General features: G+C 41.6%; 19 protein-coding genes. 10 read left to right on the top strand and 9 right to left on the bottom strand.

Annotated elements, in window-relative coordinates:
• Positions 1 to 20: 20 nt before the first annotated feature.
• Positions 21 to 1,418 (bottom strand): PhoH family protein, encoded by a 1,398-nt coding sequence (locus PAARA_RS16500; protein ID WP_062570096.1) that lies wholly within the window; start codon positions 1,416 to 1,418, stop codon positions 21 to 23.
• A 299-nt stretch (positions 1,419 to 1,717) separates the two neighbouring features.
• Here PAARA_RS16500 and rapA point away from each other — a divergent pair, with 299 nt between their 5' ends.
• The 3 genes from rapA to PAARA_RS16485 all read left to right on the top strand — a co-directional run bounded on the left by rapA (position 1,718) and on the right by PAARA_RS16485 (position 6,374).
• Positions 1,718 to 4,612: an RNA polymerase-associated protein RapA gene (rapA, locus tag PAARA_RS16495; protein ID WP_062570095.1), complete on the top strand. Its 2,895-nt coding sequence runs from the start codon at positions 1,718 to 1,720 to the stop codon at positions 4,610 to 4,612.
• 146 nt (positions 4,613 to 4,758) lie between these two features.
• On the top strand, positions 4,759 to 5,412 hold the full coding sequence (gene rluA, locus PAARA_RS16490; RefSeq protein WP_062570094.1) for a bifunctional tRNA pseudouridine(32) synthase/23S rRNA pseudouridine(746) synthase RluA: 654 nt from the start codon (positions 4,759 to 4,761) through the stop codon (positions 5,410 to 5,412).
• Between the two features lie 68 nt (positions 5,413 to 5,480).
• Entirely contained in the window at positions 5,481 to 6,374 is an 894-nt protein-coding gene (locus PAARA_RS16485; protein ID WP_083515343.1) for a DUF3530 family protein, read from the top strand.
• On the opposite strand, the gene djlA is transcribed toward PAARA_RS16485, so the two are convergent.
• From djlA to PAARA_RS16470, 3 genes are read right to left on the bottom strand one after another with little or no spacing between them, the layout of a single operon-like run.
• Positions 6,357 to 7,217 carry a co-chaperone DjlA gene (gene djlA, locus PAARA_RS16480; protein ID WP_062570093.1) on the bottom strand — a complete coding sequence of 287 codons (861 nt, stop codon included), beginning with the start codon at positions 7,215 to 7,217 and terminating at the stop codon, positions 6,357 to 6,359. The genes PAARA_RS16485 and djlA overlap by 18 nt on opposite strands.
• 15 nt (positions 7,218 to 7,232) lie before the next feature.
• Positions 7,233 to 7,898 carry an N-acetylmuramate alpha-1-phosphate uridylyltransferase MurU gene (gene murU, locus PAARA_RS16475; RefSeq protein WP_062570092.1) on the bottom strand — a complete coding sequence of 222 codons (666 nt, stop codon included), beginning with the start codon at positions 7,896 to 7,898 and terminating at the stop codon, positions 7,233 to 7,235.
• Positions 7,895 to 8,896 carry an aminoglycoside phosphotransferase family protein gene (locus tag PAARA_RS16470; RefSeq protein ID WP_062570091.1) on the bottom strand — a complete coding sequence of 334 codons (1,002 nt, stop codon included), beginning with the start codon at positions 8,894 to 8,896 and terminating at the stop codon, positions 7,895 to 7,897. The genes murU and PAARA_RS16470 overlap by 4 nt, the downstream gene beginning before the upstream one ends.
• Before the next feature lie 103 nt (positions 8,897 to 8,999).
• On the opposite strand from PAARA_RS16470, the gene lptD reads away from it, so the two are divergent.
• From lptD to PAARA_RS16435, 7 genes are all read left to right on the top strand, one after another.
• A complete protein-coding gene (lptD, locus tag PAARA_RS16465) occupies positions 9,000 to 11,246 on the top strand; it encodes an LPS assembly protein LptD (RefSeq protein ID WP_062570090.1) in 2,247 nt (748 codons plus the stop codon).
• A 36-nt stretch (positions 11,247 to 11,282) separates the two neighbouring features.
• Complete coding sequence (gene surA / locus PAARA_RS16460; RefSeq protein ID WP_062570089.1) at positions 11,283 to 12,575, top strand: peptidylprolyl isomerase SurA; 1,293 nt, start codon at positions 11,283 to 11,285, stop codon at positions 12,573 to 12,575.
• Positions 12,576 to 12,580: 5 nt separating this feature from the next.
• Complete coding sequence (pdxA, locus tag PAARA_RS16455; protein ID WP_062570088.1) at positions 12,581 to 13,573, top strand: 4-hydroxythreonine-4-phosphate dehydrogenase PdxA; 993 nt, start codon at positions 12,581 to 12,583, stop codon at positions 13,571 to 13,573.
• Positions 13,570 to 14,376 carry a 16S rRNA (adenine(1518)-N(6)/adenine(1519)-N(6))-dimethyltransferase RsmA gene (gene rsmA / locus PAARA_RS16450; RefSeq protein WP_062570087.1) on the top strand — a complete coding sequence of 269 codons (807 nt, stop codon included), beginning with the start codon at positions 13,570 to 13,572 and terminating at the stop codon, positions 14,374 to 14,376. The genes pdxA and rsmA overlap by 4 nt, the downstream gene beginning before the upstream one ends.
• On the top strand, positions 14,360 to 14,749 hold the full coding sequence (apaG, locus tag PAARA_RS16445) for a Co2+/Mg2+ efflux protein ApaG (RefSeq protein WP_036965974.1): 390 nt from the start codon (positions 14,360 to 14,362) through the stop codon (positions 14,747 to 14,749). Before rsmA ends, apaG begins: the two co-directional genes overlap by 17 nt.
• Before the next feature lie 6 nt (positions 14,750 to 14,755).
• Entirely contained in the window at positions 14,756 to 15,571 is an 816-nt protein-coding gene (locus PAARA_RS16440; protein ID WP_062570086.1) for a symmetrical bis(5'-nucleosyl)-tetraphosphatase, read from the top strand.
• A gap of 142 nt (positions 15,572 to 15,713) precedes the next feature.
• Positions 15,714 to 17,729 (top strand): methyl-accepting chemotaxis protein, encoded by a 2,016-nt coding sequence (locus tag PAARA_RS16435; protein WP_062570085.1) that lies wholly within the window; start codon positions 15,714 to 15,716, stop codon positions 17,727 to 17,729.
• 384 nt (positions 17,730 to 18,113) lie between these two features.
• Here PAARA_RS16435 and PAARA_RS16430 read toward each other — a convergent pair whose 3' ends face one another.
• From PAARA_RS16430 to rplU, 5 genes are all read right to left on the bottom strand, one after another.
• Positions 18,114 to 18,488: a DUF3718 domain-containing protein gene (locus tag PAARA_RS16430; protein ID WP_062570084.1), complete on the bottom strand. Its 375-nt coding sequence runs from the start codon at positions 18,486 to 18,488 to the stop codon at positions 18,114 to 18,116.
• 79 nt (positions 18,489 to 18,567) lie between these two features.
• On the bottom strand, positions 18,568 to 19,047 hold the full coding sequence (folA, locus tag PAARA_RS16425; RefSeq protein ID WP_083515346.1) for a type 3 dihydrofolate reductase: 480 nt from the start codon (positions 19,045 to 19,047) through the stop codon (positions 18,568 to 18,570).
• Between the two features lie 78 nt (positions 19,048 to 19,125).
• On the bottom strand, positions 19,126 to 20,277 hold the full coding sequence (gene cgtA, locus PAARA_RS16420) for an Obg family GTPase CgtA (protein ID WP_062570082.1): 1,152 nt from the start codon (positions 20,275 to 20,277) through the stop codon (positions 19,126 to 19,128).
• Between the two features lie 157 nt (positions 20,278 to 20,434).
• On the bottom strand, positions 20,435 to 20,692 hold the full coding sequence (gene rpmA, locus PAARA_RS16415) for a 50S ribosomal protein L27 (protein ID WP_054551015.1): 258 nt from the start codon (positions 20,690 to 20,692) through the stop codon (positions 20,435 to 20,437).
• A 17-nt stretch (positions 20,693 to 20,709) separates the two neighbouring features.
• Complete coding sequence (gene rplU, locus PAARA_RS16410) at positions 20,710 to 21,021, bottom strand: 50S ribosomal protein L21 (RefSeq protein WP_036965957.1); 312 nt, start codon at positions 21,019 to 21,021, stop codon at positions 20,710 to 20,712.
• Positions 21,022 to 21,107 lie beyond the last annotated feature (86 nt).

The raw sequence follows: 21,107 nt of genomic DNA, 5'->3' as shown, positions 1-21,107 counted from the left end.
GGCAAGGATCTGCTGGCAAGTTATAAATTTTCTTCGGCAAAGCTTGCCAAGCGACTACGGACAACGCCGTTTAAGTTGACGGTAGCACTTCCCTCAAAGTCTTTAAAGCGTTCAACAATGTAAGTTAAGCCTGAGGTAACTGGGGTCAGGTAGTTACTATCAATTTGCGCCAAATTACCTGAACATATAAGCTTGGTTCCTTCACCGCAACGGGTAATAATGGTCTTTAGTTGTGAAGCTGTTAAGTTTTGGCTTTCATCTAAAATCACCACGGCATTTTGAATACTGCGGCCACGCATAAAGTTCACCGATTTAAATTGCACGTTGGCCTTTTCCATAATGTAATTACGGCTCGAAATAGGATTCTCGTCACCTCTATGTAATACCTCTAAAGTGTCCGTAATAGCAGCCAGCCAAGGAGCCATCTTCTCTTCTTCTGTACCTGGTAAGAAGCCGATAGATTCAGCAATTTCTGGTGTGTTACGGGTGACGATAACTTTGTCGTAAATGCCTTTTTCAATAATCATTTCAAGGGCACTGGCAAGCGCAAGTAGTGTTTTACCACAGCCTGCGGGGCCAGTTAAAATAACCAACTCAATACTTGGGTCAAGTAAGGCATCGAGCGCCATACCTTGATAAACATTTTTTGGCTTTACTCCCCATGCCGTGTGGCTCATCAGGCGCTCAACACTGATATCTTTTAACGTGATTTGTTTATCATCATAACTTTTTACTCGCGCAGCAAAGTGATCGCTACTATCAAGAATGTATTCATTACAAAATACGTCACTGATGGTATTTTTTGCTACATGGTGATAAGTGTCCCGCCCTTGTTGCTCAGTTTCGCATTCTCCTACCTGTTGCCAAAAATCGCCTTCTATTTTTTTATAGCCACTGGTCAGTAAGGCGATGTCATCAATCAGCTGATCAGTTCTGTAATCTTCAACAAATTTAAGCCCTGCCCCTTTGGCTTTGAGTCGCATATTGATGTCTTTCGTAACCAGCACCACCTTGCTGTCACTGTGCTGTTTTTGTAGATGCACCGCACAATTGATAATACGGTGATCATTTTCGTTGCCTGGTAAACCAGAAATACTGTCTGCAAATAAGTGGTCGTTAACAATAATAAGTCGACCTCGGGACTGAACTTTCGCTTTTTTATTACTGGGTAACGCCACCCCCTGTAACATTTGCTCTGGAGAGGCATCTTTTAACACTTCATCTAAACCACGAATAGCAACACGAGCATCACGGCTGACATCATGTTTTCTATCTTTAATGTGGTCGAGCTCTTCTAATACTGTCATGGGGATAACAACATCATGTTCTTGGAAAGATAAATAAGCGAGGGGTTCGTGGAGTAATACATTGGTATCGAGCACATACATTTTACTATCAAGGTTCGAAGCTTTTTCCATAGCACTTTCCTTACGTTTTATGATTTTTATGCTATACCCAAGTAACTAAACAAGCGGGAATTGAACCTGTTATTTATTTGTTAGGTATATACTCAGTCTAGTCTATTTGTAGCAAAAGTCTTTTTTATGACAGCTAAAATTACAATTATTTAAGCGGTTAAAATACATACAAATTTCAACCAAAAAAATAACTTTAAATAATTGACTAAATTTAATTGTATAAGGCAAGTTTACTGCCTTGAAGTACCAAGACGATACAGGTAACATAGCCGCCTTTTTTCTTCATAGATGAGACATATATGAATTTTTCCTTAGGTCAACGTTGGATCAGTGATACAGAGTCAGATTTAGGATTAGGCACCGTTGTTGCCCTTGAAGGCCGTCAGGTCAGCATTTTATTTCCTGCCAGTGGAGAAAACCGTGTTTACTCTTTAACTGAAGCGCCTGTTACTCGTGTTGCATTCAATCCGGGTGATACTATTCGCAGCGTTGAAGAATGGGAACTTGAAGTTGAGTCTGTTGAAGAACAAGGTGATTTATTGTGCTACCACGGTATTCGTACTGACAACGGTGAGAAAGCACAATTAAAAGAAACCTTTTTAGATCACTTTATCAAATTTAATAAACCACAAGACCGTTTATTCGCCGGTCAAGTAGACCGCTTTGATCGTTACACTCTTCGCTACCAAACTTGGCAACACCAGTTTGAGCGCCAACAATCCCCCCTTAAGGGCTTAATTGGTCAGCGTGCCAATCTTATTCCTCACCAGCTGTATATTGCTCAAGAGGTAGGTAAGCGCTTCGCACCCCGTGTATTACTTTCAGATGAAGTTGGCCTTGGTAAAACCATTGAAGCGGGCATGATTTTACATCAGCAAATCATTACAGGCCGCGCAAGCAGAGTGTTAATTGTCGTGCCTGAAAACTTACAGCATCAATGGCTTGTTGAAATGCTACGTCGTTTTAACCTACGCTTTTCTATTTTTGATGAAGAACGCTGTGACGAAGCATTTGCAGACTCGCCAAACGTATTTGAAACCGAACAGTTAGTACTTACTAGCCTTGAGTTTTTAAGCAAGAAAAAGCGCTGGTTTGAACAAGCTACACTGGCTGACTGGGACTTACTGGTCGTTGATGAAGCTCATCACCTAAGTATTAATAATGGTAAACCAAGCACTGAATACCAACGTATGGCAGAGTTGAGCCAAGACATTCCGGGGCTTATTTTACTAACAGCGACACCCGATCAACTTGGTCACCGCAGTCACTTTGCACGTTTGCAATTACTCGATCCTGATCGTTTCTACGACTACGATGCGTTTGTTGAAGAAGAAAGTAACTACAAAGATGTTGCTGAAGCTGCTAACCAACTCCTTGCTGAAAAAGGCTTGGTTGATGCATCACGTAACGCGTTAAAAGCACTCTTAAAAGAAACAGACATCAGCGAATTACTTGCAAGTGCAGAGCAAGGTGATGAAGCTGCCCGTAACGAAATTTTATCTATGCTATTAGACCGTCACGGCACGGGACGTATTTTATTTAGAAATAGCCGTAGCGGCATCGATGGCTACCCTAGCCGTAAACTTCATGCCTACCCTATGGCCATGCCGAAGCAATATAAAACAGCTATCTCCGTTTTGGGCAATATGGGGGGTATTCAAAACGCCGAACTAACCGCATTGCGTGCACTGTTCCCGGAAAAGATTTTCCAAGAGTTTGAAGGCGAAAATGCCAGTTGGGGGGCATTTGATCCACGTGTTGATTGGCTAATCGAGACATTAAAAACACTTAAGCACGAAAAGGTCTTACTTATCTGTGCTAAAGCTGAAACCGCTATTAGCCTTGAACAAATTTTGCGTGAGCGTGAAGCAATCAAAGCGTCTGTTTTCCACGAAGGAATGTCAATCGTTGAGCGTGACCGTGCGGCAGCATTCTTTGCCGATGAGTACGACAGCGCGCAAATTCTACTGTGTTCTGAAATTGGTTCAGAGGGGCGTAACTTCCAGTTCTCGCACCATTTAGTATTATTTGATTTACCTCTTAACCCTGATTTGTTAGAGCAACGCATCGGTCGTCTTGACCGTATTGGTCAAACCCAAGACGTAAATATTCATGTGCCGTATTTCGAAAACACTGCACAAGAAGTTCTATTACGTTGGTACAATGAAGGCCTTGATGCGTTTGAAACAACCTCAACAACAGGCCAAATGCTGTATAAAGAGTTTGGTGAAGAATTACTTGAGTTTGTTGGCTCTCATAATTGTGACGAAGAAGAGCTTGAGCCACTTCTAGAGCAAGTAGCTAAGCAAAATGCTCAGCTGCGTAAACAAATGGAAAGTGGTCGTGACCGCTTATTAGAGCTGCATTCTAGTGGTCAAGGGCGTGCTGAGAGCCTAGTTGCTGATATTGAAGAACTAGATGATCAATTCACGTTGCCAAGCTATATGATTAATGTGTTCGACACCTTCGGCGTAAGCCAAGAAGACAAAGGTGAAAACACCATTATCTTAAAACCAACAGAGCACATGCTAAACCCATCTTTCCCATGTTTGAAAGATGATGGCATTACAGTGACATTTGACCGTAGTACGTCGCTTTCGCAAGAAGACGCGCATTTCATCAGTTGGGATCACCCTATGGTGCAAGGCAGCTTAGATATGATTTGTGATGATGACTTTGGTACAGCGTCTGTTGCACTACTGAAAAACAAAAAGTTACCTGCTGGTACCTTCTTTGTTGAGCTTATTTTCATTGCTGAAGCTATGGCACCTAAAGCACTACAAGTGGGGCGTTTTTTACCGCCTACACCTATTCGTATTTTGCTAGACAAAGGCAGTAATAACTTAGCTGACAATGTCGCCTTTGACGCGTTTAATCAGCAACTATCAGCGGTGGGCCGTCAAACAGCAAGTAAGTTAGCCAGTGCTTTACAAAGCGCTATTCACCCAATGATCACCAGCGCACAAGGCATGGCACAAACCAAGCTTGAGGCACTTCGTGCTGCGTCGTTAGAAAAAATGCAAACGGCACTTGCTGAGGAACAATCGCGCTTAGCCGCTCTTAAGCAAATCAATCCGAATATTCGTGATGAAGAGCTTAACTTTTTTGATAAACAGCGCAGTGAACTGACGACTTATATCGAAAAAGCCCAAGTTAAATTGGATGCCATTCGTTTGATTGTGGTTTCGCACTAAGCTTTAAGCTGACAATCATAAACGCGGTGTGCTTTCACATCGCGTTTTTATGAGCGTGGAGTTACCTTCGAAGCACTGCCATCAACATTTGTGTAACTCTCTCAGCTCCTTTAAAATAGCGCTCTAGAAAATCATCGAGGCTGGCTGTGTTACTCAATTATAATCCCCCAATGACACCTTATTTAAGTATTGTTTATCAAGACGATGACTTGCTTATTGTGAATAAACCAAGCGGCTTACTCACTGTACCAGGGAAAGATCCAAAACACGCCGACTGCCTAATTGCACGGGTTAATCGCGTATTTCCAACAGCAAAAATTGTGCACCGCTTAGATATGGCAACCTCGGGAATTATTTGTTTAGCAATGCACAAAGAAGCGCATCGTAACTTAAGCATGCAATTTCAAGATAGAAAAACCGCTAAACGTTATATTGCACGCGTGTTTGGTAAACTCGAACAACCAACTGGCTCAGTGGATTTACCTCTTATTTGTGATTGGCCTAATCGTCCAAAGCAGATGGTTGACCATGACAATGGCAAACCTTCATTAACTCATTTTAAAGTGCTTGAGCATGAAGACAATGCAACTCGTGTAGAGCTCACTCCAATTACTGGGCGCTCGCATCAATTACGTGTTCATATGCTGTCTTTAGGCCATCCTATTTTAGGGGATAGACTGTACGCCCACCCAGCAGCATTAGCGATGGCGCCAAGACTGCAACTGCATGCAGAAATGCTCAGTTTGGCTCACCCTGTCAGTGGTAAAGAAATGGTTTTTGAAGCCACGCCTGAGTTTTAACAATAATATTGCTAAATATTTAGCATGAGGTGCCGATAGTCTAATTAGACTTCAGTTAGGATATCGGCATGACTTCAAGAGCATTAAATACATTACTTTACGCCACTAGTTTTGCGTTTATAAGCAATGTAAGTGCACTCGACTTCATTCAACCAACACCTTGGTCAAGTATCGTTAGTAACGATATTCAGCGCTTTATTCCTGATGGTGAGGTGCGTACCTTGCTTGCTGGTGATGATGAGTTTATCTGTCTTTATCGTCAATCGATGGCGGCAACTCAACGAGGAGTGGTTTTAATCATTCCAGATTGGCAACACCCGCCGACCAGTAATACTGGCCTAAACTTTCTACGTAAACAGCTTAATGACTTAGGTTATGCCACTTCAGCCATGACGATGCCTGATATAGATTGGCATCCTGCTGACACGGATACACAATCAAACAATACACAAAGTGACACTGCGACAGCATCAACAGAGCCAAAAGAGCAAACTCCTCACTTCGCCTCTGCAACTCCAACAATTAGTGATGCTGTACTCAATGACTATAAGCTCAAACTAATTACTCGCTTTAATGCGCTCTATAATAATGCCTTAGATGAACAAGGCGCTATTATTGTCCTTGCACAAGGTGCCAGCGCAGGGCTATTAATTGAACATTACGCCAGTTTCCCTAATACCAGTGTAAACGCATTTATCAGCCTAAGTGGTTATTTACCAAATGGTGAGCGAAACCAGCACCTTAACGCAACACTATCGACAATCAGCCCACCGCTACTGGATATATTTTACAGTGAGGGTAATCAAGATATCGTACACAGTGCTTATGAGCGAAAGCGCTGGGTAAAACGCCATGCAAAGTACGATTATCGTCAAAGGGAACTGTTTGGCTTACCCACTGAGCCTGAACAACACGAGCGGCTGCTCAAAGAGGTAGACGGCTTTCTACGCCGCCTTTTTTAAGTATTCGTACGCAGCTTGAATATCCTGACTTTTCTTTACTGCGACTTCCATCATATGTTTTGGTAGACCCTGTGACACCAGCTTATCTGGGTGATGCTGCGCCATGAGCTTTCGATACGCAACTTTGATATCACGCGAAGTTGCATCATTGCTTAATCCAAGTAATGCTAAGGCTTGAGCACGGTTCATACCATTATTCGGTGGCACCCGATGACCTTGATGCTCATTATGCGAGCTGCGCTGTTGATTTTGCTGCTCATAAAAGCGTTGTTGCTGCTGACGAAATGCAAACTCTGCTTGATAACGTTTAAGTAAAAATGAAAACTGAGTACGAGATATTCCTAATTGTTTGCTGACCTCTTGCAATAATTGCTTTTCTTGTTCAGCTAAATGACCATCGGAAAACGCCATTTGAATTTGTATTTCTAAAAATAGTTGTAATAAGTCATGGCGGCGTGCGAAACGTTCTTTAAAATCATGAACCGTTTCTTTTAGTGAAAAGTCACTTTCTTTACCACTTCGAAACGCATCTTGTGCTTCGCGACGCTCATCACCTGACAAGTTCATCTCATCCATAAACAAACTTGCGGCACGAATGTGAGTTTCACTTACTCGACCGTTTGATTTAGCAATGTGCCCCATCACAGCAAAACAACTCGAGAAGAACAGTGCTTGGCGTTCGTTAATATCATCGCCTTTAAACAAACCTGAAAAGCCCCCCGCTTTATCAAAGTCTTGCTTTAAGCTGCGATCAAACATATGACCAAGGTATAAACCGAGTAAAGCACCTATGAATTTTCCAAACATAAAGCCAAAACAAAAACCCAGTACTTTTCCCCACATCGTCAATACATCCTCTTAAAAATCTTGAGCAGCTAAGCGCTGATTTAACTCATCGAGCCTAGCTGGTGTGCCAATATCATTCCATTGACCAATATACAACTCAGTTGACACGCGGTGTTCAGCTAATCTTTCACGTAAAATAGGACCTAACGCAAGCACTCCAGCTTCAAGGTCTTTAAAAAAGTCACTATGGTATCGGCTAATTCCAGAAAATGTATACTTCTGACTCTCAGGGCTCATGTGGCTCAACGCGAAGTCTCCTGCAGGGTTATGGCTTGGGTTTTCAACCAGTACGATATGCGCCTCACCAGAGTGCAAATGTAGCTGAGTTAATGAGCTGACATCATAATCAGAAAATACATCACCATTTATCACCACAAATTGCTCCCCTAGCAAAGGAAGAGCGTGGATAATTCCCCCAGCTGTTTCAAGTCCGCCTTCGGGCTCTTGACTGTATTGAATATTCACACCAAAAGCAGCTCCATCACCAAAGTGACTTTTTATTTTATCGCCTTGCCACGCAAGATTAATGACAATATCGACAATACCTGCTTGGCGTAAATTATTAATATGGTGCTCAAGTAATGGCTTATTAGCAACCTTAAGCATTGGCTTTGGTAGCTGCTCGGTCAGTGGCATCATCCGCTTGCCACGTCCTGCAGCTAAAATCATAGCTTTCATTTTATCTCTACCGCTAACCGCTTTTCAGTTAAAGGAATAATGATTGTTTCCATCCATTCACTTAATGTTTCAAGCTCAGGGTATTCTTTACTTACGCTACTAATGTATTTAAGGGTGGGCAGTACATTATTCAAATAACCTGACTTACCATCGCGTAATTTTAAGCGGCAAAATATGCCTGCGGCTTTTAAGTGACGTTGCACACCGGTTAAATCAAACCAGCGCTTAAACGCTGAAAATGGTACGTCATTGATAAGTTGCTGCGCGATAAACTCGTCATACGCATAGTGTAATAAATAGTCGAGCTCTTTTTCTGGTAACTGAAAATAGCAATCTCTTAATAAAGATACGAGATCGTAGCAAACAGGTCCTTGCACTGCGTCTTGATAATCAATAATCGCCCACTGCTGGCCGGTACGCATAATATTACGGCTGTGAAAGTCACGGTGCACTGTTACTTTAGGTTGTTCAAGGGCATTATTTATCAGTAACTCACATACTCGCTGCCACATGCTTTGCTGCTCATCCAGCATCGTGTAACCAATAAACGCATCAACTAACCATTCTTTGAATATGCTTAGTTCAAACTGTAAAAATTCACTATCAAATACTTTCATATGCTGGGCTGGCGGGATTTGAGCCCATTGCGCACTTAATTTTATTAAGTGTTTATAGTGTGAGGTGCGATCATTATCACCAAGTAAATCAGCTAAGTGTGTATTACCTAAGTCACTTAATAAGAAAAACCCTTGCTTCTCGTCTGCTTGAAGAATTTTTGGTAATTTAAAGCCATGCTTAGAAAACACTTTATTAAGTTCAATGTAAGGTGTGTTATCTAATTTATTTGGGTCTGAATCCATGACGATATAGCTATGATCGCCTGTATTTACACGAAAATAGCGGCGAAAACTTGCATCACCAGTAATGGCGGCTAACTGATATTCATCCTCTTTAAAGTGAGGATTTAAAAACTGCTGTAAACTTTTATAACGATTCATTTAGTAAGATATCTATTTTTCACTAAGTCAATTACTGTATTTGCCATTGTTTTCCTTTATTATGTCTAGCTTATATCCAACCAAAGAGCATTAAGGTCATTAAATGAGCAAAACCTGGGGCATAATGATGCTAAGCGTACTTAGCGCACCATCGTTCGCCGAAACTGAACTGACACACAATTTTTGTGGCACTTCAATGCAAACCAGAGCTTGGCAACCGCTCCCAGGCCTTGAACTTAATATGATCGATATCAAATCTGATGATATTGAACTATTGGGCACCCAAAGCGCAGAATTTACCGGCAACGTAGATATTAACACCCTAACGATGAATTTGTCCGCACAAAGTGCACTGATTGACAAACAACGTGGTCTACTTAATGCAACTGGGCCTATCGTCTATCGCGATAAGGTAAGCCAAATTAACAGCTCGGGACTCAATGCTGATTTAAATAACTCAGAGTTAAGCTTACTGGGTGCAGACTATAAGCTCACCGACCAACTTGGTCATGGTGGTGCAGAAAAACTAACGGTTAATCAGTCTGGCCTAAACCTGATGAACGCAAGCTTTACTACCTGCCCTGGTGAAACACCCGTGTGGACAATCGAAGCTGATAAAATTGATCTATCAAGTGATGATGGCTGGGGCGAAACCCATAATACTGTTCTGCGTGTGTTTGATACGCCTGTTTTATACTTACCGTATTTTACGTTCCCGTTAGATGATCGCCGTAAGTCAGGTTTACTCACACCTAACTTCTCAAGCTCAGGCCGTTACGGGATTGAAACCATCACCCCTTATTACTGGAATATCGCACCAAATTACGATGCGACTATTACCCCGCGTTATATGTCTAAACGTGGTTTACAGATGATTGGTGAGTTCCGTTACCTGACTGAACATAACAATGGTTTAGTTGCCGTCGAGTACTTAGATAAAGATGACGAAGAGCCGAATGTTGACTCACGTTATTTATTTCACTGGCAACAACAAAGCTACTTTGGCGAAAATTGGCGTGGTGCAATCGATGTAACTAACGTCAGTGATGATAATTACCTAACAGATTTAAATTCAAGCTATGCAACGCGCACAGATACTCAGCTTTACCGCACAGGTTCTTTGACGCATTTAGGAGAAACGTGGCGCACCAATATCAAATTACAAAGCTTTGAGGTACTGGGAGATCATAAAGATTCATATGCCGCCTTACCGCAAATCAGCTTTTCGCAAACTGATGCCTATGATTTTTATGGTGTCGATTTGACCCTTGATGGTGAATTAAGCTATTTCACCAATGATAATGCTGTGATTGATGAAGCAAGCCGTCTTCACATTGAGCCCAAAGCAAGCTTAGGCTATCAAGAATATGCATGGTCATTCTTATCTGAGGTCAGTTTACTGCATACAGAATATAACCAGCATGGTGATTTGAGCGGAACTAATTTTGATGAAAAAGTCACGCGTACCCTGCCAAAAGTCCGTTTATACAGCCAACTAAACTTTGAACGTGAAACCGCTTTTTTCTTTAAAGACGGTATACAAACTCTAGAGCCACAGATTCAGTATTTGTATACACCAAATAAAGATCAATCAAATATTGGCCTGTACGACACCACTAAATTACAAGATGACTTTTTTGGGTTGTTTCGAGATCGTCGCTTTTCAGGTATCGATCGTATTGCAACAGCGAACCAGTTTACACTCGGTGCAACAACGCGTTTATTTAGTAACGATAATGAAGAAGTCTTTAATTTTAGTGCCGGTCAAATATTCTATTTAAGCGACGAAGCAAAACCAACATCTCAAGGATTAGGCACAGATACCAATTACAATGCCTTGTTTGCAGCGCAAACCATGTTACATTGGCACCGTCGCTGGTATTTGTCTGGTGGTATTCAATATGACACCGACGGTAAAGAAATCATCCAATCTAATGTCACCTTAGATTATAAAGGTGATGATAAACAGCTTGTACAATTGAACCATCGCTATGCAAATGATGTCTCAGGCAATACAATCGAACAAGTTGGTTTATTTACGAGTATTCCACTAACAAGAGATTGGCAATTTGTTGGTAGCTACCACCGCGATTTAGAAAGTGGTCGTAGTATTGAAGTTTTCACCGGTCTTCAGTATGAATCGTGCTGTTGGGCGTTTCAAATTACAGGCCGTCGCCAAATCGAAACTGATTTGAATCAAGCGATAGGCCAAGAACAAGCTACTTTTGATACCAGTATTGGTTTTAATATTGTATTAAAAGGACTTGGAAGTAAAAGCCGTTATGATGCGCAAAAATTATTACAACAAGGTATTTTTGGCTATCGTAGACCGTATTTTCTTAATAACTAGTACCGCAGTACTATTAGCAAGAGTATTAGAAAAAATATGAATTTTAAAAAATTATTTGCATCTGCATTATTAACAGTTGGCCTATGCCAAAGCGTTTTCGCCAAGCCTGTCGAAATTGACAAAGTGGTTGGTGTAGTTAACCAAGGCGTAATCTTACAAAGTGAAGTCGACACGATTATTAATCGTGTTAAAGCGCAAGCAGCAGAACAAGGTCAAGAGCTTCCTTCTGATGACACCCTGCGTATTCAAGCAATTGAGCGTTTAGTAAACCAAGCGCTTATGATGCAACTTGCCGAGCGTATGGGTCTTGAGATTTCTGATTCACAACTTGATCAGACCCTCGAAAACATGGCGCGTGAGCAAGGCGGTAGCATCGCTGATTTACGTCGCACGATAGAAGCGTCAGGTGAAAGTTTCCCTGCGTATCGCGAAGAAATCCGTAAAGAAATAACAACCCAGCAAGTGATGCGTGCCAATGTCGATCGCCGAATTTATATTAGCCCACAAGAAATCGATAACCTTTTAAAAATCATGGAAACTCAGGGTAAAAATGCCGAAGAGTATGACATCGGTCATATCTTGATTGATATCCCAAGTGATGCAACACCTGATGAAATTGCGAGCGCAAAAACTCGCGCAGATAAAGTCATCGAGTTCTTAGAAGATGGTAAAGAGTTCAAACGTATTGCAATTTCATCATCAAGTGGCTCAAAAGCACTTGAAGGTGGTCAACTAGGCTGGATGAGCATCAATGAAATGCCCTCTCTTTTTGCTGAGGCAGTAAAAGGCCATAAAAAAGATGATATTGTTGGCCCACTTCGCTCAGGCGCAGGCTTTCATATTATTAAAGTTCAAGACGTACGTGGACGCCAAGTTGTTGAAACAACAGAAGTACGCTCTCGCCATATTCTTATTAAGCCTTCAATCATCTTAAGTGAAGAGAAAGCCCGTGATATGCTAAAAGGCTTCGCAAAAGAGCTACGTGAAGGCAAAGCTGACTTTGCAGAGCTTGCAAAAGAATACTCTGAAGACCCAGGTTCAGCATTAAAAGGTGGCGAGTACGATTGGACTGACCCTAGTACCTATGTACCTGAGTTTAAAAACACTCTTCTTTCATTAGAAAAAGATGAAATCAGTGAACCATTTAGAACTCAGTTCGGCTGGCACATTGTACAACTTCTGGGCAAACGCGTAGCAGACAAAACAGAACTGGCAAAACGCAACCGTGCTCACCAATTACTGTTTAACCGTAAATTTAAAGAGGAAAGCTTCAACTGGCAGCAAGAAATGCGTGAACAAGCCCATGTTGATATCTTTCCGGCAGAATAAGCGTCATGACAATTAGAGTAGCAATAACCCCAGGTGAGCCTGCCGGCATAGGCCCAGATTTACTAATAAAACTAGCTCAACATCAATGGGATGCTCAACTGGTTGTGATCGCTGATGGCGCGCTATTAAAAGAGCGCGCTAAGCAACTAGGATTATCAATCGACCTGATTAAGTTTGATGAGAATCAAGCACCTACAACGGCTCCTGCAGGGAGTGTTTATTTACATCAAGTTGATCTTGGTGAAGAGGTTGAAGTTGGCGTGTTAAATGATGCCAACGGACAGTATGTCTTAGACACATTACGTATTGCCAGCGAAAAAAACATGGATGGCACCTTTGCTGCTGTAGTCACTGGCCCCGTGCATAAAGGTATTATCAATAAAGCGGGTATCTCATTTAGTGGTCACACTGAGTATTTTGCTCAGCAATCAAATACCGCCGATGTTGTTATGCTATTAGCCACTGAGGGCTTACGTGTTGCGCTTGTTACCACTCATATACCACTGGCTTATGTTTCACGAGCAATTACAGTAGAACGTCTGAGCAAGGTTGCCACAATTTTAAACCATGATTTACAAACCAAGTTTGGAATCGAAAAGCCACGTATCTTAGTATGTGGTTTAAACCCGCATGCAGGTGAAGATGGCCACCTAGGCCGTGAAGAAATCGAAACGATAACACCAACACTTGAGCTTTTAAATAATCAAGGTATGAACTTAATAGGGCCATTACCCGCCGATACCCTTTTCCAAGATAAATATTTATCTCAGGCAGACGCGGTACTCGCAATGTATCACGATCAGGGATTACCTGTGCTAAAATACAAAGGTTTCGGCAATTCAGTTAACATCACCCTTGGATTGCCATTTATTCGCACATCAGTCGATCATGGTACAGCTCTCGATCTCGCTGGAACTGGTACAGCTGATGTGGGTAGTTTTGAATTAGCAATCCGCGAAGCGATTAAGCTCGCCCATGAAAAAGCACAAAATCAATGACAGATAAAGTACATTTAGGACATCGCGCCCGTAAGCGTTTTGGTCAAAACTTTTTAAATGATGACATGATCATCGACAAAATAGTCACGGCTATTGATCCTAAACCTGAAGACAATTTAGTAGAAATCGGCCCAGGCCTTGGGGCTATTACTGAGCCTGTGGCTGAGCTAAGCGGCCATTTAACTGTTGTTGAACTAGATAAAGATCTAGCCGAGCGTTTAACCAGTCACCCTTTTTTAGGACCTAAGTTAACTGTGCATCAAGGTGATGCTATGAAGTTCGACTTCAGTGCTTTGATAAAAGCAGATGAAAAGCTAAAAATATTTGGTAACTTGCCATACAACGTCTCAACACCGCTACTCTTTCATCTATTTGAATTTGCAGACAATGTTGAACATATGCACTTCATGCTACAAAAAGAAGTCGTGAAGCGCATGGTAGCAGGCCCTGGTAGCAAAGCATTTGGTCGTTTAAGTGTGATGACCCAGTACTATTGCCACGCGATGCCAGTGATTGATGTTCCGCCAGAGTGCTTTAAGCCTGCGCCTAAAGTTGACTCAGCGGTCATCCGTTTAATCCCTAAAAAGCCTGAGCAACGTAGTGCAAAAAGTACCAAACTATTAAACACGGTCTGTTTAGAAGCATTTAATCAACGCCGTAAAACATTACGTAACAGTTTATCAAACCTACTTACAGCTGAGGAGCTCACAAGTATTGGCATTGATATCACGCTTCGTGCAGAAAGCCTGTCTTTACAACAATTTATTGATATAGCTAATTGGATTTATGACAACAAGCAGTAATCTGGGTTCACCTATAAAAGTCTCTGTGGAGACCTTTTATGTTGAAGGGCAATCAGAACCTGAACAGGATAAATACGTTTTTGCCTACTCTATCACTATTAAAAATCACAGTTTGTGCAGCGCTAAGCTATTGAGCCGTTATTGGTTAATAACGGATGCTAATGGTAAAGAAGTTGAAGTACAGGGCGAAGGTGTTGTTGGTGAAACACCAACCATTGCCCCTGGCGAAAGTTACAAATACACCAGTGGTGCTGTGCTCGATACACCTGTTGGCACAATGCAAGGCTATTATACAATGCGCAATGAATTCGGCACTGAATTTGAAGCCCCCATTGACGTGTTTCGTCTAGCTCGCCCTAATATACTGCATTAAGTAACAATGGCCGACTACGCAATTGGTGATCTACAAGGCTGCTATTTTGAATTTAACAGGCTCCTCGAGCGTGTTAACTTTAATCCTAGCCAAGATCACCTCTACTTAGTCGGTGATATTGTCGCCAGAGGCCCTAATTCTCTTGCTTGCCTTGAACGGCTCTATAATATGCAAGGCAGTGTCAGTATCAGTTTAGGCAATCATGACCTTCACCTCATTGCCTGTCACTATCTAAATAAACCGGCAAACCCAAAAGATAAACTCGACTCGGTTTTTGACAGCCCTAAACGTGCTGACTATATCCAGTTTCTTCAGCATCAACCTCTTGCAATTTGGCTTGCACAGTACGACACTTTTATCAGCCATGCTGGCTTAAATCCAAACTGGTCCATTAAAAAAGCATTAAAGCGCGCTCGCTTTGCAGAAAGTTGCTATCAAGGTAGTGATGCCAATCATTACTTCACTCATATGTACGACCCCCACCCTAATGAGTGGCAATCAACTTTAAGCAACGAAGCCAAGTTTCGCTATATTGTTAACTACTTTACACGTATGCGCTTTGTCGATATTGATGGCAAGCTTGAGTTAAATAATAAAACCAATGTTAGTGACAATAGCTCAATAATACCTTGGTTTGAACACCCTAACATTTCACAATTAAAACAACACGTTGTTTTTGGCCACTGGGCTGCTCTTGAAGGGAAAACCAATAAAGAAAATGTGCATGGACTTGATACAGGTTGCGTTTGGGGTGGGAGCATGACACTCATGGAACTCGCACAAAAGAAGCATTTTATCGAAAGTTCCCACTCTTTCATCTAAAATAAACTGAAAATTAGCTGAACATCTGTTAGATTTATAACAATTAAAGTAAATTTAAATTAAAGCTAATTAAATTTAAATACTTAACTTATTGGTAACTCTGCCGATAAATTTGGATTAGTACTCTTTTGTGGAATTATTTATGAACTTGACCGTTAGACAGCGTATTTGGGGTGGCTTCATTGTCATTACGTTACTCCTGCTATTTATTGGTGGTAACTCATTGATCAGAATTACCAGTATTGATCAATCAACACAGCGAGTGAACCAACTATCGTTGCCTGCTTTAGACAAAAGTTATGAATTACAGGTCGAGTTCATTTTAATGAGTAAATCTGCTCAAGCGAGCTTTTATTCAGCTTCTCAAGATGAGCTTGCAAGCTTACGCAAAAACTTTAATGAGCAGAAAAAGCGCTACGATAGCTCATATAAAGATTTACAAGATGTTGTTAGTAACGATCCTGAACTTAAGCAAAGCAGCCAGCAAGTTGAGCAAACCTACAAACGCTTTGTTAAATCTGTCGATAACTTATTTGCCGATAAGAAAACCCAATTAGAACTTAACAAAACCCTTCGCACTCAATTAGAAGAGATTGAGATCAGTGCTGAAGACGCCAACTCAGTCGTGCTTGATATTATTGACATCGATGGACTTGAAGAAAACAACTCACGCGCTTATCAAGCAGCCAATAGCATGGAAAATAATTTTCAGTCTGTGGTAACAAATAGTACCGACATGCTAACGGTTAAAACCCACAACACCCTCGATATCATAAAAAATGAGCAAACATACTACCTTGAAGAAGTTGAGCGTAGTTTAGGTTTAATCCGCCCTGCTATTATTGATAGCAATGCGGGTTTATTTAATGATCTGAACGGCTACTACGAAGCACTGGCTAAAAATGTAAAAGGAAATAACAGCTTATCTGCAAATAAAAAGCGTTTGATTGATGCTATTGCACAAACTCAGGCTGAGCTGGCAAATGCAGAAAAATCGACGGCAGAAGCCCTAAAGCAACTTAAAGAGCTTGTAGATCAATCGACAGTGCTTGCTTTCGACTTACAGCAAGATGTAAGTGGTAATGTATCTACAGCAACTATTTGGACTTGGATTGCCATGGTTATCGCAACTTTACTTGCCATTGCTGTTGCAGCGATTACCGTTAGTCGTATCACTAAACCACTTGCTGAGGTAAACCGAGTACTCGATATTGTTGCAAGTGGCGATATGACCCAACGTTTAGATGACACTGCCAAAGATGAGTTTGGTGAGTTATCGCGAAGCTGTAATACACTAATCGAAAGCTTGCGTACGCTTATTCAAGGCATTATCTCTCGTTCAACTCAGCTTGCTGCGGCATCTGAAGAGACTTCAGCAATCACTGAAGAATCTAGCCAAGCCATCCGCAACCAACAAGCTCAGGTTGAACAGGCAGCCACCGCAACCACTGAAATGAGCAGCACCTCACAAGCTGTAAGCAGCAGTGCACAGCAGGCGTTGAGTGAAATTAAAAACGCAGATAAAGAAGCGGATCGTGTTAAAGGTATCTCATCGCAAAACAAAGCAACTATTGAACAGCTTGCTCGTGAGGTGGATGATGCATCGCAAGTTATCAATAAGCTTCATAAAGACAGCGCGTCGATTGGCGGTATCTTAGATGTAATTCGTGGTATTGCAGAACAAACTAACCTGCTTGCACTGAATGCCGCTATTGAAGCAGCACGTGCTGGTGAACAAGGTCGAGGCTTTGCGGTTGTAGCAGACGAAGTACGCTCTCTAGCAAGTAAAACACAAGAGTCTACGCAAGAGATTCAAGCTATGATTGAATCGCTTCAGGTTGGCGCTGAAGCTGCTGTATCGGCTATGTCGAAAGGTAAGCAACAAGCTGAATCATGTGTTGAGCAATCAGATCAGGCCAATACAGCTCTTGATTCAATCACAGCAGCCGTTGCACAAGCACATAATGTCAGTGAGGAAATATCGACAGCGGCACACGAGCAACAGCAAGTATCACAAGAAATTAGCGAACGCTTAGAGTCAATCGTTGCAATCGCAGAGCAAACAGCAGAAGGGGCTAACCAGACCAACATCTCAAGCTCTGAAGTCGCTAAGCTTGCCGAGGAGCTTCGCTTATCTGTTGACGCGTTTAAAGTGTAGATTGCGACTGACAATTTAGATTACTAAAAACCGTGTTTGCCATAGCAAATACGGTTTTTTTTATAAGTAAAATCAGGAATATTTGATAAATGTCTCGCGAACAGCAATGATACCAATTCGCTTAATTAAGTGGTCTGTTTTGAGGCAATAAAACCTCATTGATAACAAGGCAAAATTTCGTTATTAAGTTGTTTTCGGCAATTGCTCCTGCATTGCTCTACCTTCTGCATCCATGCCGTGTCGTAAATAAGAACTTTTTAACGCAGGTAGCGCAGGTTCAATCCCTCAAAATGATTGAGTATTATTGCGGATTGATATCACTCAGACACAAAAAAACCGCAACATGTGCGGTTTTTCAAACGCTTGCTTTTAAGACTTTTAGAATTAAAGTCCTGCGCGCTCTTTAATAACTGCAATAAGAGGCGAGCCACTATGATTAGATTCAGCCCAAGCAAGGTCTGCACCGTCTTCTAAAGAGCTTTTAGAAAGGTTTTTAACAATGTATTCGCCGGTATCATTTGCACCGCTTTCAATCGCGTGGCGAAGCATATTGTTACCATTACACTTTACAGAATCAATGATGTTACGAATTTTAATACGTGAACTTTTTAATTTACCACGTAAACGGCTTTTGTCGTCCGCAGCAATATACTCACAAATAGAAACAGCTAGTTGATCATTAGCTTTAACGGGTGCAGTGTACGCAACTGAAGCCGAAACAACCGCCGCAGCTAGTAACATATTTGGTAGCTTTATCATATTTTGCCCTTATGTAATACTTTTTACTTACCAAGATTGACTATTATTGTACCAATCAATCTGATTCATCGCAATAATGTTACGAATTTTTATACAAGGTAACAAAGGTATATGAATAAGGATTTTTGTTATCTGGTTGCTTCTGCTCTTGCTCTACAATTGTCCAATCAGCAACATTTTCGTAATCTGGGAACTGTGTATCACCTTCTACATCCAAATCGATGAAGGTTAAATATAGGCGTTCAGCTTGAGCAAGAAATTGCTGATAGATGTTTCCACCACCAATGATCATCACTTCATCTTCTTCTTTTACAAGGGCTAGCGCCGCTTCTGGCGAAGTCACAACCTCAATGCCTTCAGCTTTATATTGCGCATTACGGCTAATAATAATATTTTGACGCCCTGGTAAAGGTCGGCCAATAGATTCAAATGTTTTACGGCCCATAATAACAGGTTTAGCCATTGTTACTTGCTTAAAGTGTTGTAAGTCAGCAGGTAAATGCCATGGCATTTGATTATCTTGGCCAATAATACGGTTATTTGCCATTGCAGCAATCATTGAAATTTTCACATTAAATCCTAATACTTTTTTCTTAATAACAAAAAAGGAGCAAAAGCTCCTTTTTTATTTAAAATTTTAACGTTCGTAAATGACTTCAACGTCGTAGTCATCTTCGTCCCAATCATCCCAATCGTCATCATCTTTCGATGTTGCTTTTTGATGATAAGTATCCCACTTAAATTCAACTTCTTCTTTTTCTTCTTCAGCAAACTTCTCTTTTGGCATGCTATCCAATAGCGCCATAATGTCATGGCACAAGGCTTGCGTATTTTGCTTATTTGCTGCTGAAATTTGATACACGTTTGTCTCTTCGCCTATCTCCTCAGCAATTTGCTTACATAAAGCCTCAGCCTCATCTTCTGGTAGTAGATCAATCTTGTTAAATACTAACCAGCGAGGTTTCTCAGCAAGCTTAGGGCTGTATTGGTGTAGCTCATTAATGATAGCAAAGGCATTATCGACAGGGTTCGAACCATCAATAGGCATCACATCAATAATATGTAAAAGTACGCGACAACGCTCTAGATGCTTTAAGAAACGAATGCCTAAACCTGCACCGTCTGATGCGCCTTCAATTAAGCCTGGGATATCAGCAATAACGAATGACTTATTAGCATCAGGACGAACCACGCCTAAGTTTGGTACCAATGTAGTAAACGGATAATCAGCCACTTTCGGTTTGGCTGCAGATACGCTGCGAATGAACGTTGACTTGCCTGCATTTGGTAAACCCAGTAAACCGACATCTGCAAGTAACATTAGCTCTAAACGTAAACTACGAACCTCACCTGGTGTGCCCAATGTTTTCTGACGAGGAGCACGGTTTGTGCTCGATTTAAAGCGTGCATTCCCTAAGCCATGGAAACCACCTTTAGCAACAGCCGTTTTTTGACCGTGTTGAGTAAGGTCACCTAGTGACTCTTCAGTATCAACATCCGTAATACGTGTGCCAACCGGCACCTTTAACACAAGGTCTGCACCTTTTTTACCCGTCATATTACGGCTTTGACCATTTGTGCCACGCTCTGCTTTATGAAAACGCTCAAATTGATAATCAATAAGTGTGTTTAAGTTTTCATCAGCTTGTAAATAGACACTGCCACCATCGCCGCCATCACCGCCGTCAGGACCGCCATCCGGCACATATTTTTCACGTCGGAAAGATACGACACCGCTGCCGCCATCACCCGCGTCACAACGAATTTCTACTTCATCTACAAACTTCATGATTACTCACTTTAAGATTGGCTTATTAATAACTCTATTATACACCTAATTATATAGCTAAGCATCTTCGTACAGTGCCGAAGATGCTTAGCTATATAATCGAGTGCCTTAAAACAAAAAACCCCGCAAAGGCGGGGTTTTTCAAATATCGAGATGATTACTCAGCTACGATATTTACGTATTTACGGTTTAAAGGACCTTTCTGTTCGAATTGAACTTTACCATCTGCTTTTGCGAAGATAGTGTGGTCTTTACCGATACCTACGTTAGCGCCAGCGTGGAAACGAGTACCACGTTGACGAACAATGATGCTGCCCGCTAGAACTGATTCGCCACCAAAACGCTTAACACCTAGGCGTTTGCTTTCTGAATCGCGACCGTTACGAGTACTACCAGCTGCTTTTTTATGTGCCATTTCTCAGTACCTCTAAATTAAGCGCTAATGCCAGTGATTTTAACTTCAGTGAACCATTGACGATGGCCCATTTGCTTACGAGAATGCTTACGACGTCTAAATTTAACAATCTTCACTTTCTCACCGCGACCGTGTGAAACAACCTCAGCTGTCACTTTACCACCGTTTACGAACGGTACACCGATCTCGATTTTCTCACCATCAGCAACTAAAAGTACTGAATCAAATTCAACTGCTGCACCAGTTTCAACGTCTAATTTCTCAAGACGAATTGTTTGACCTTCAGTCACACGGTGCTGTTTACCACCACTTTGGAAAACCGCGTACATAATTAACTCCGTCTGTGCGCCCTCAAATCGACGCAACTAAAATATTCTTCAATAGGGCGCGAAGTTTACGCTAATGCGCAAAAACT

The sequence above is a fragment of the Pseudoalteromonas arabiensis genome, assembly GCF_001550155.1.
GTDB classification, from domain to species: domain Bacteria; phylum Pseudomonadota; class Gammaproteobacteria; order Enterobacterales; family Alteromonadaceae; genus Pseudoalteromonas; species Pseudoalteromonas arabiensis.
This window is presented reverse-complemented; position numbering and strand designations above follow the sequence as displayed.

What these genes read in the sequence shown, in the direction of transcription:
- rpmA (WP_054551015.1), bottom strand. Translation starts at nt 20,692, where the DNA reads ATGGCACATAAAAAAGCAGCTGGTAGTACTCGTAACGGTCGCGATTCA.
- djlA (WP_062570093.1), bottom strand. Translation starts at nt 7,217, where the DNA reads ATGTGGGGAAAAGTACTGGGTTTTTGTTTTGGCTTTATGTTTGGAAAA.
- cgtA (WP_062570082.1), bottom strand. Translation starts at nt 20,277, where the DNA reads ATGAAGTTTGTAGATGAAGTAGAAATTCGTTGTGACGCGGGTGATGGC.
- PAARA_RS16485 (WP_083515343.1), top strand. Translation starts at nt 5,481, where the DNA reads ATGACTTCAAGAGCATTAAATACATTACTTTACGCCACTAGTTTTGCG.
- rplU (WP_036965957.1), bottom strand. Translation starts at nt 21,021, where the DNA reads ATGTACGCGGTTTTCCAAAGTGGTGGTAAACAGCACCGTGTGACTGAA.
- PAARA_RS16435 (WP_062570085.1), top strand. Translation starts at nt 15,714, where the DNA reads ATGAACTTGACCGTTAGACAGCGTATTTGGGGTGGCTTCATTGTCATT.
- rsmA (WP_062570087.1), top strand. Translation starts at nt 13,570, where the DNA reads ATGACAGATAAAGTACATTTAGGACATCGCGCCCGTAAGCGTTTTGGT.
- PAARA_RS16430 (WP_062570084.1), bottom strand. Translation starts at nt 18,488, where the DNA reads ATGATAAAGCTACCAAATATGTTACTAGCTGCGGCGGTTGTTTCGGCT.
- PAARA_RS16500 (WP_062570096.1), bottom strand. Translation starts at nt 1,418, where the DNA reads ATGGAAAAAGCTTCGAACCTTGATAGTAAAATGTATGTGCTCGATACC.
- PAARA_RS16470 (WP_062570091.1), bottom strand. Translation starts at nt 8,896, where the DNA reads ATGAATCGTTATAAAAGTTTACAGCAGTTTTTAAATCCTCACTTTAAA.
- PAARA_RS16440 (WP_062570086.1), top strand. Translation starts at nt 14,756, where the DNA reads ATGGCCGACTACGCAATTGGTGATCTACAAGGCTGCTATTTTGAATTT.
- apaG (WP_036965974.1), top strand. Translation starts at nt 14,360, where the DNA reads ATGACAACAAGCAGTAATCTGGGTTCACCTATAAAAGTCTCTGTGGAG.
- murU (WP_062570092.1), bottom strand. Translation starts at nt 7,898, where the DNA reads ATGAAAGCTATGATTTTAGCTGCAGGACGTGGCAAGCGGATGATGCCA.
- pdxA (WP_062570088.1), top strand. Translation starts at nt 12,581, where the DNA reads ATGACAATTAGAGTAGCAATAACCCCAGGTGAGCCTGCCGGCATAGGC.
- rapA (WP_062570095.1), top strand. Translation starts at nt 1,718, where the DNA reads ATGAATTTTTCCTTAGGTCAACGTTGGATCAGTGATACAGAGTCAGAT.
- folA (WP_083515346.1), bottom strand. Translation starts at nt 19,047, where the DNA reads ATGATTGCTGCAATGGCAAATAACCGTATTATTGGCCAAGATAATCAA.
- surA (WP_062570089.1), top strand. Translation starts at nt 11,283, where the DNA reads ATGAATTTTAAAAAATTATTTGCATCTGCATTATTAACAGTTGGCCTA.
- lptD (WP_062570090.1), top strand. Translation starts at nt 9,000, where the DNA reads ATGAGCAAAACCTGGGGCATAATGATGCTAAGCGTACTTAGCGCACCA.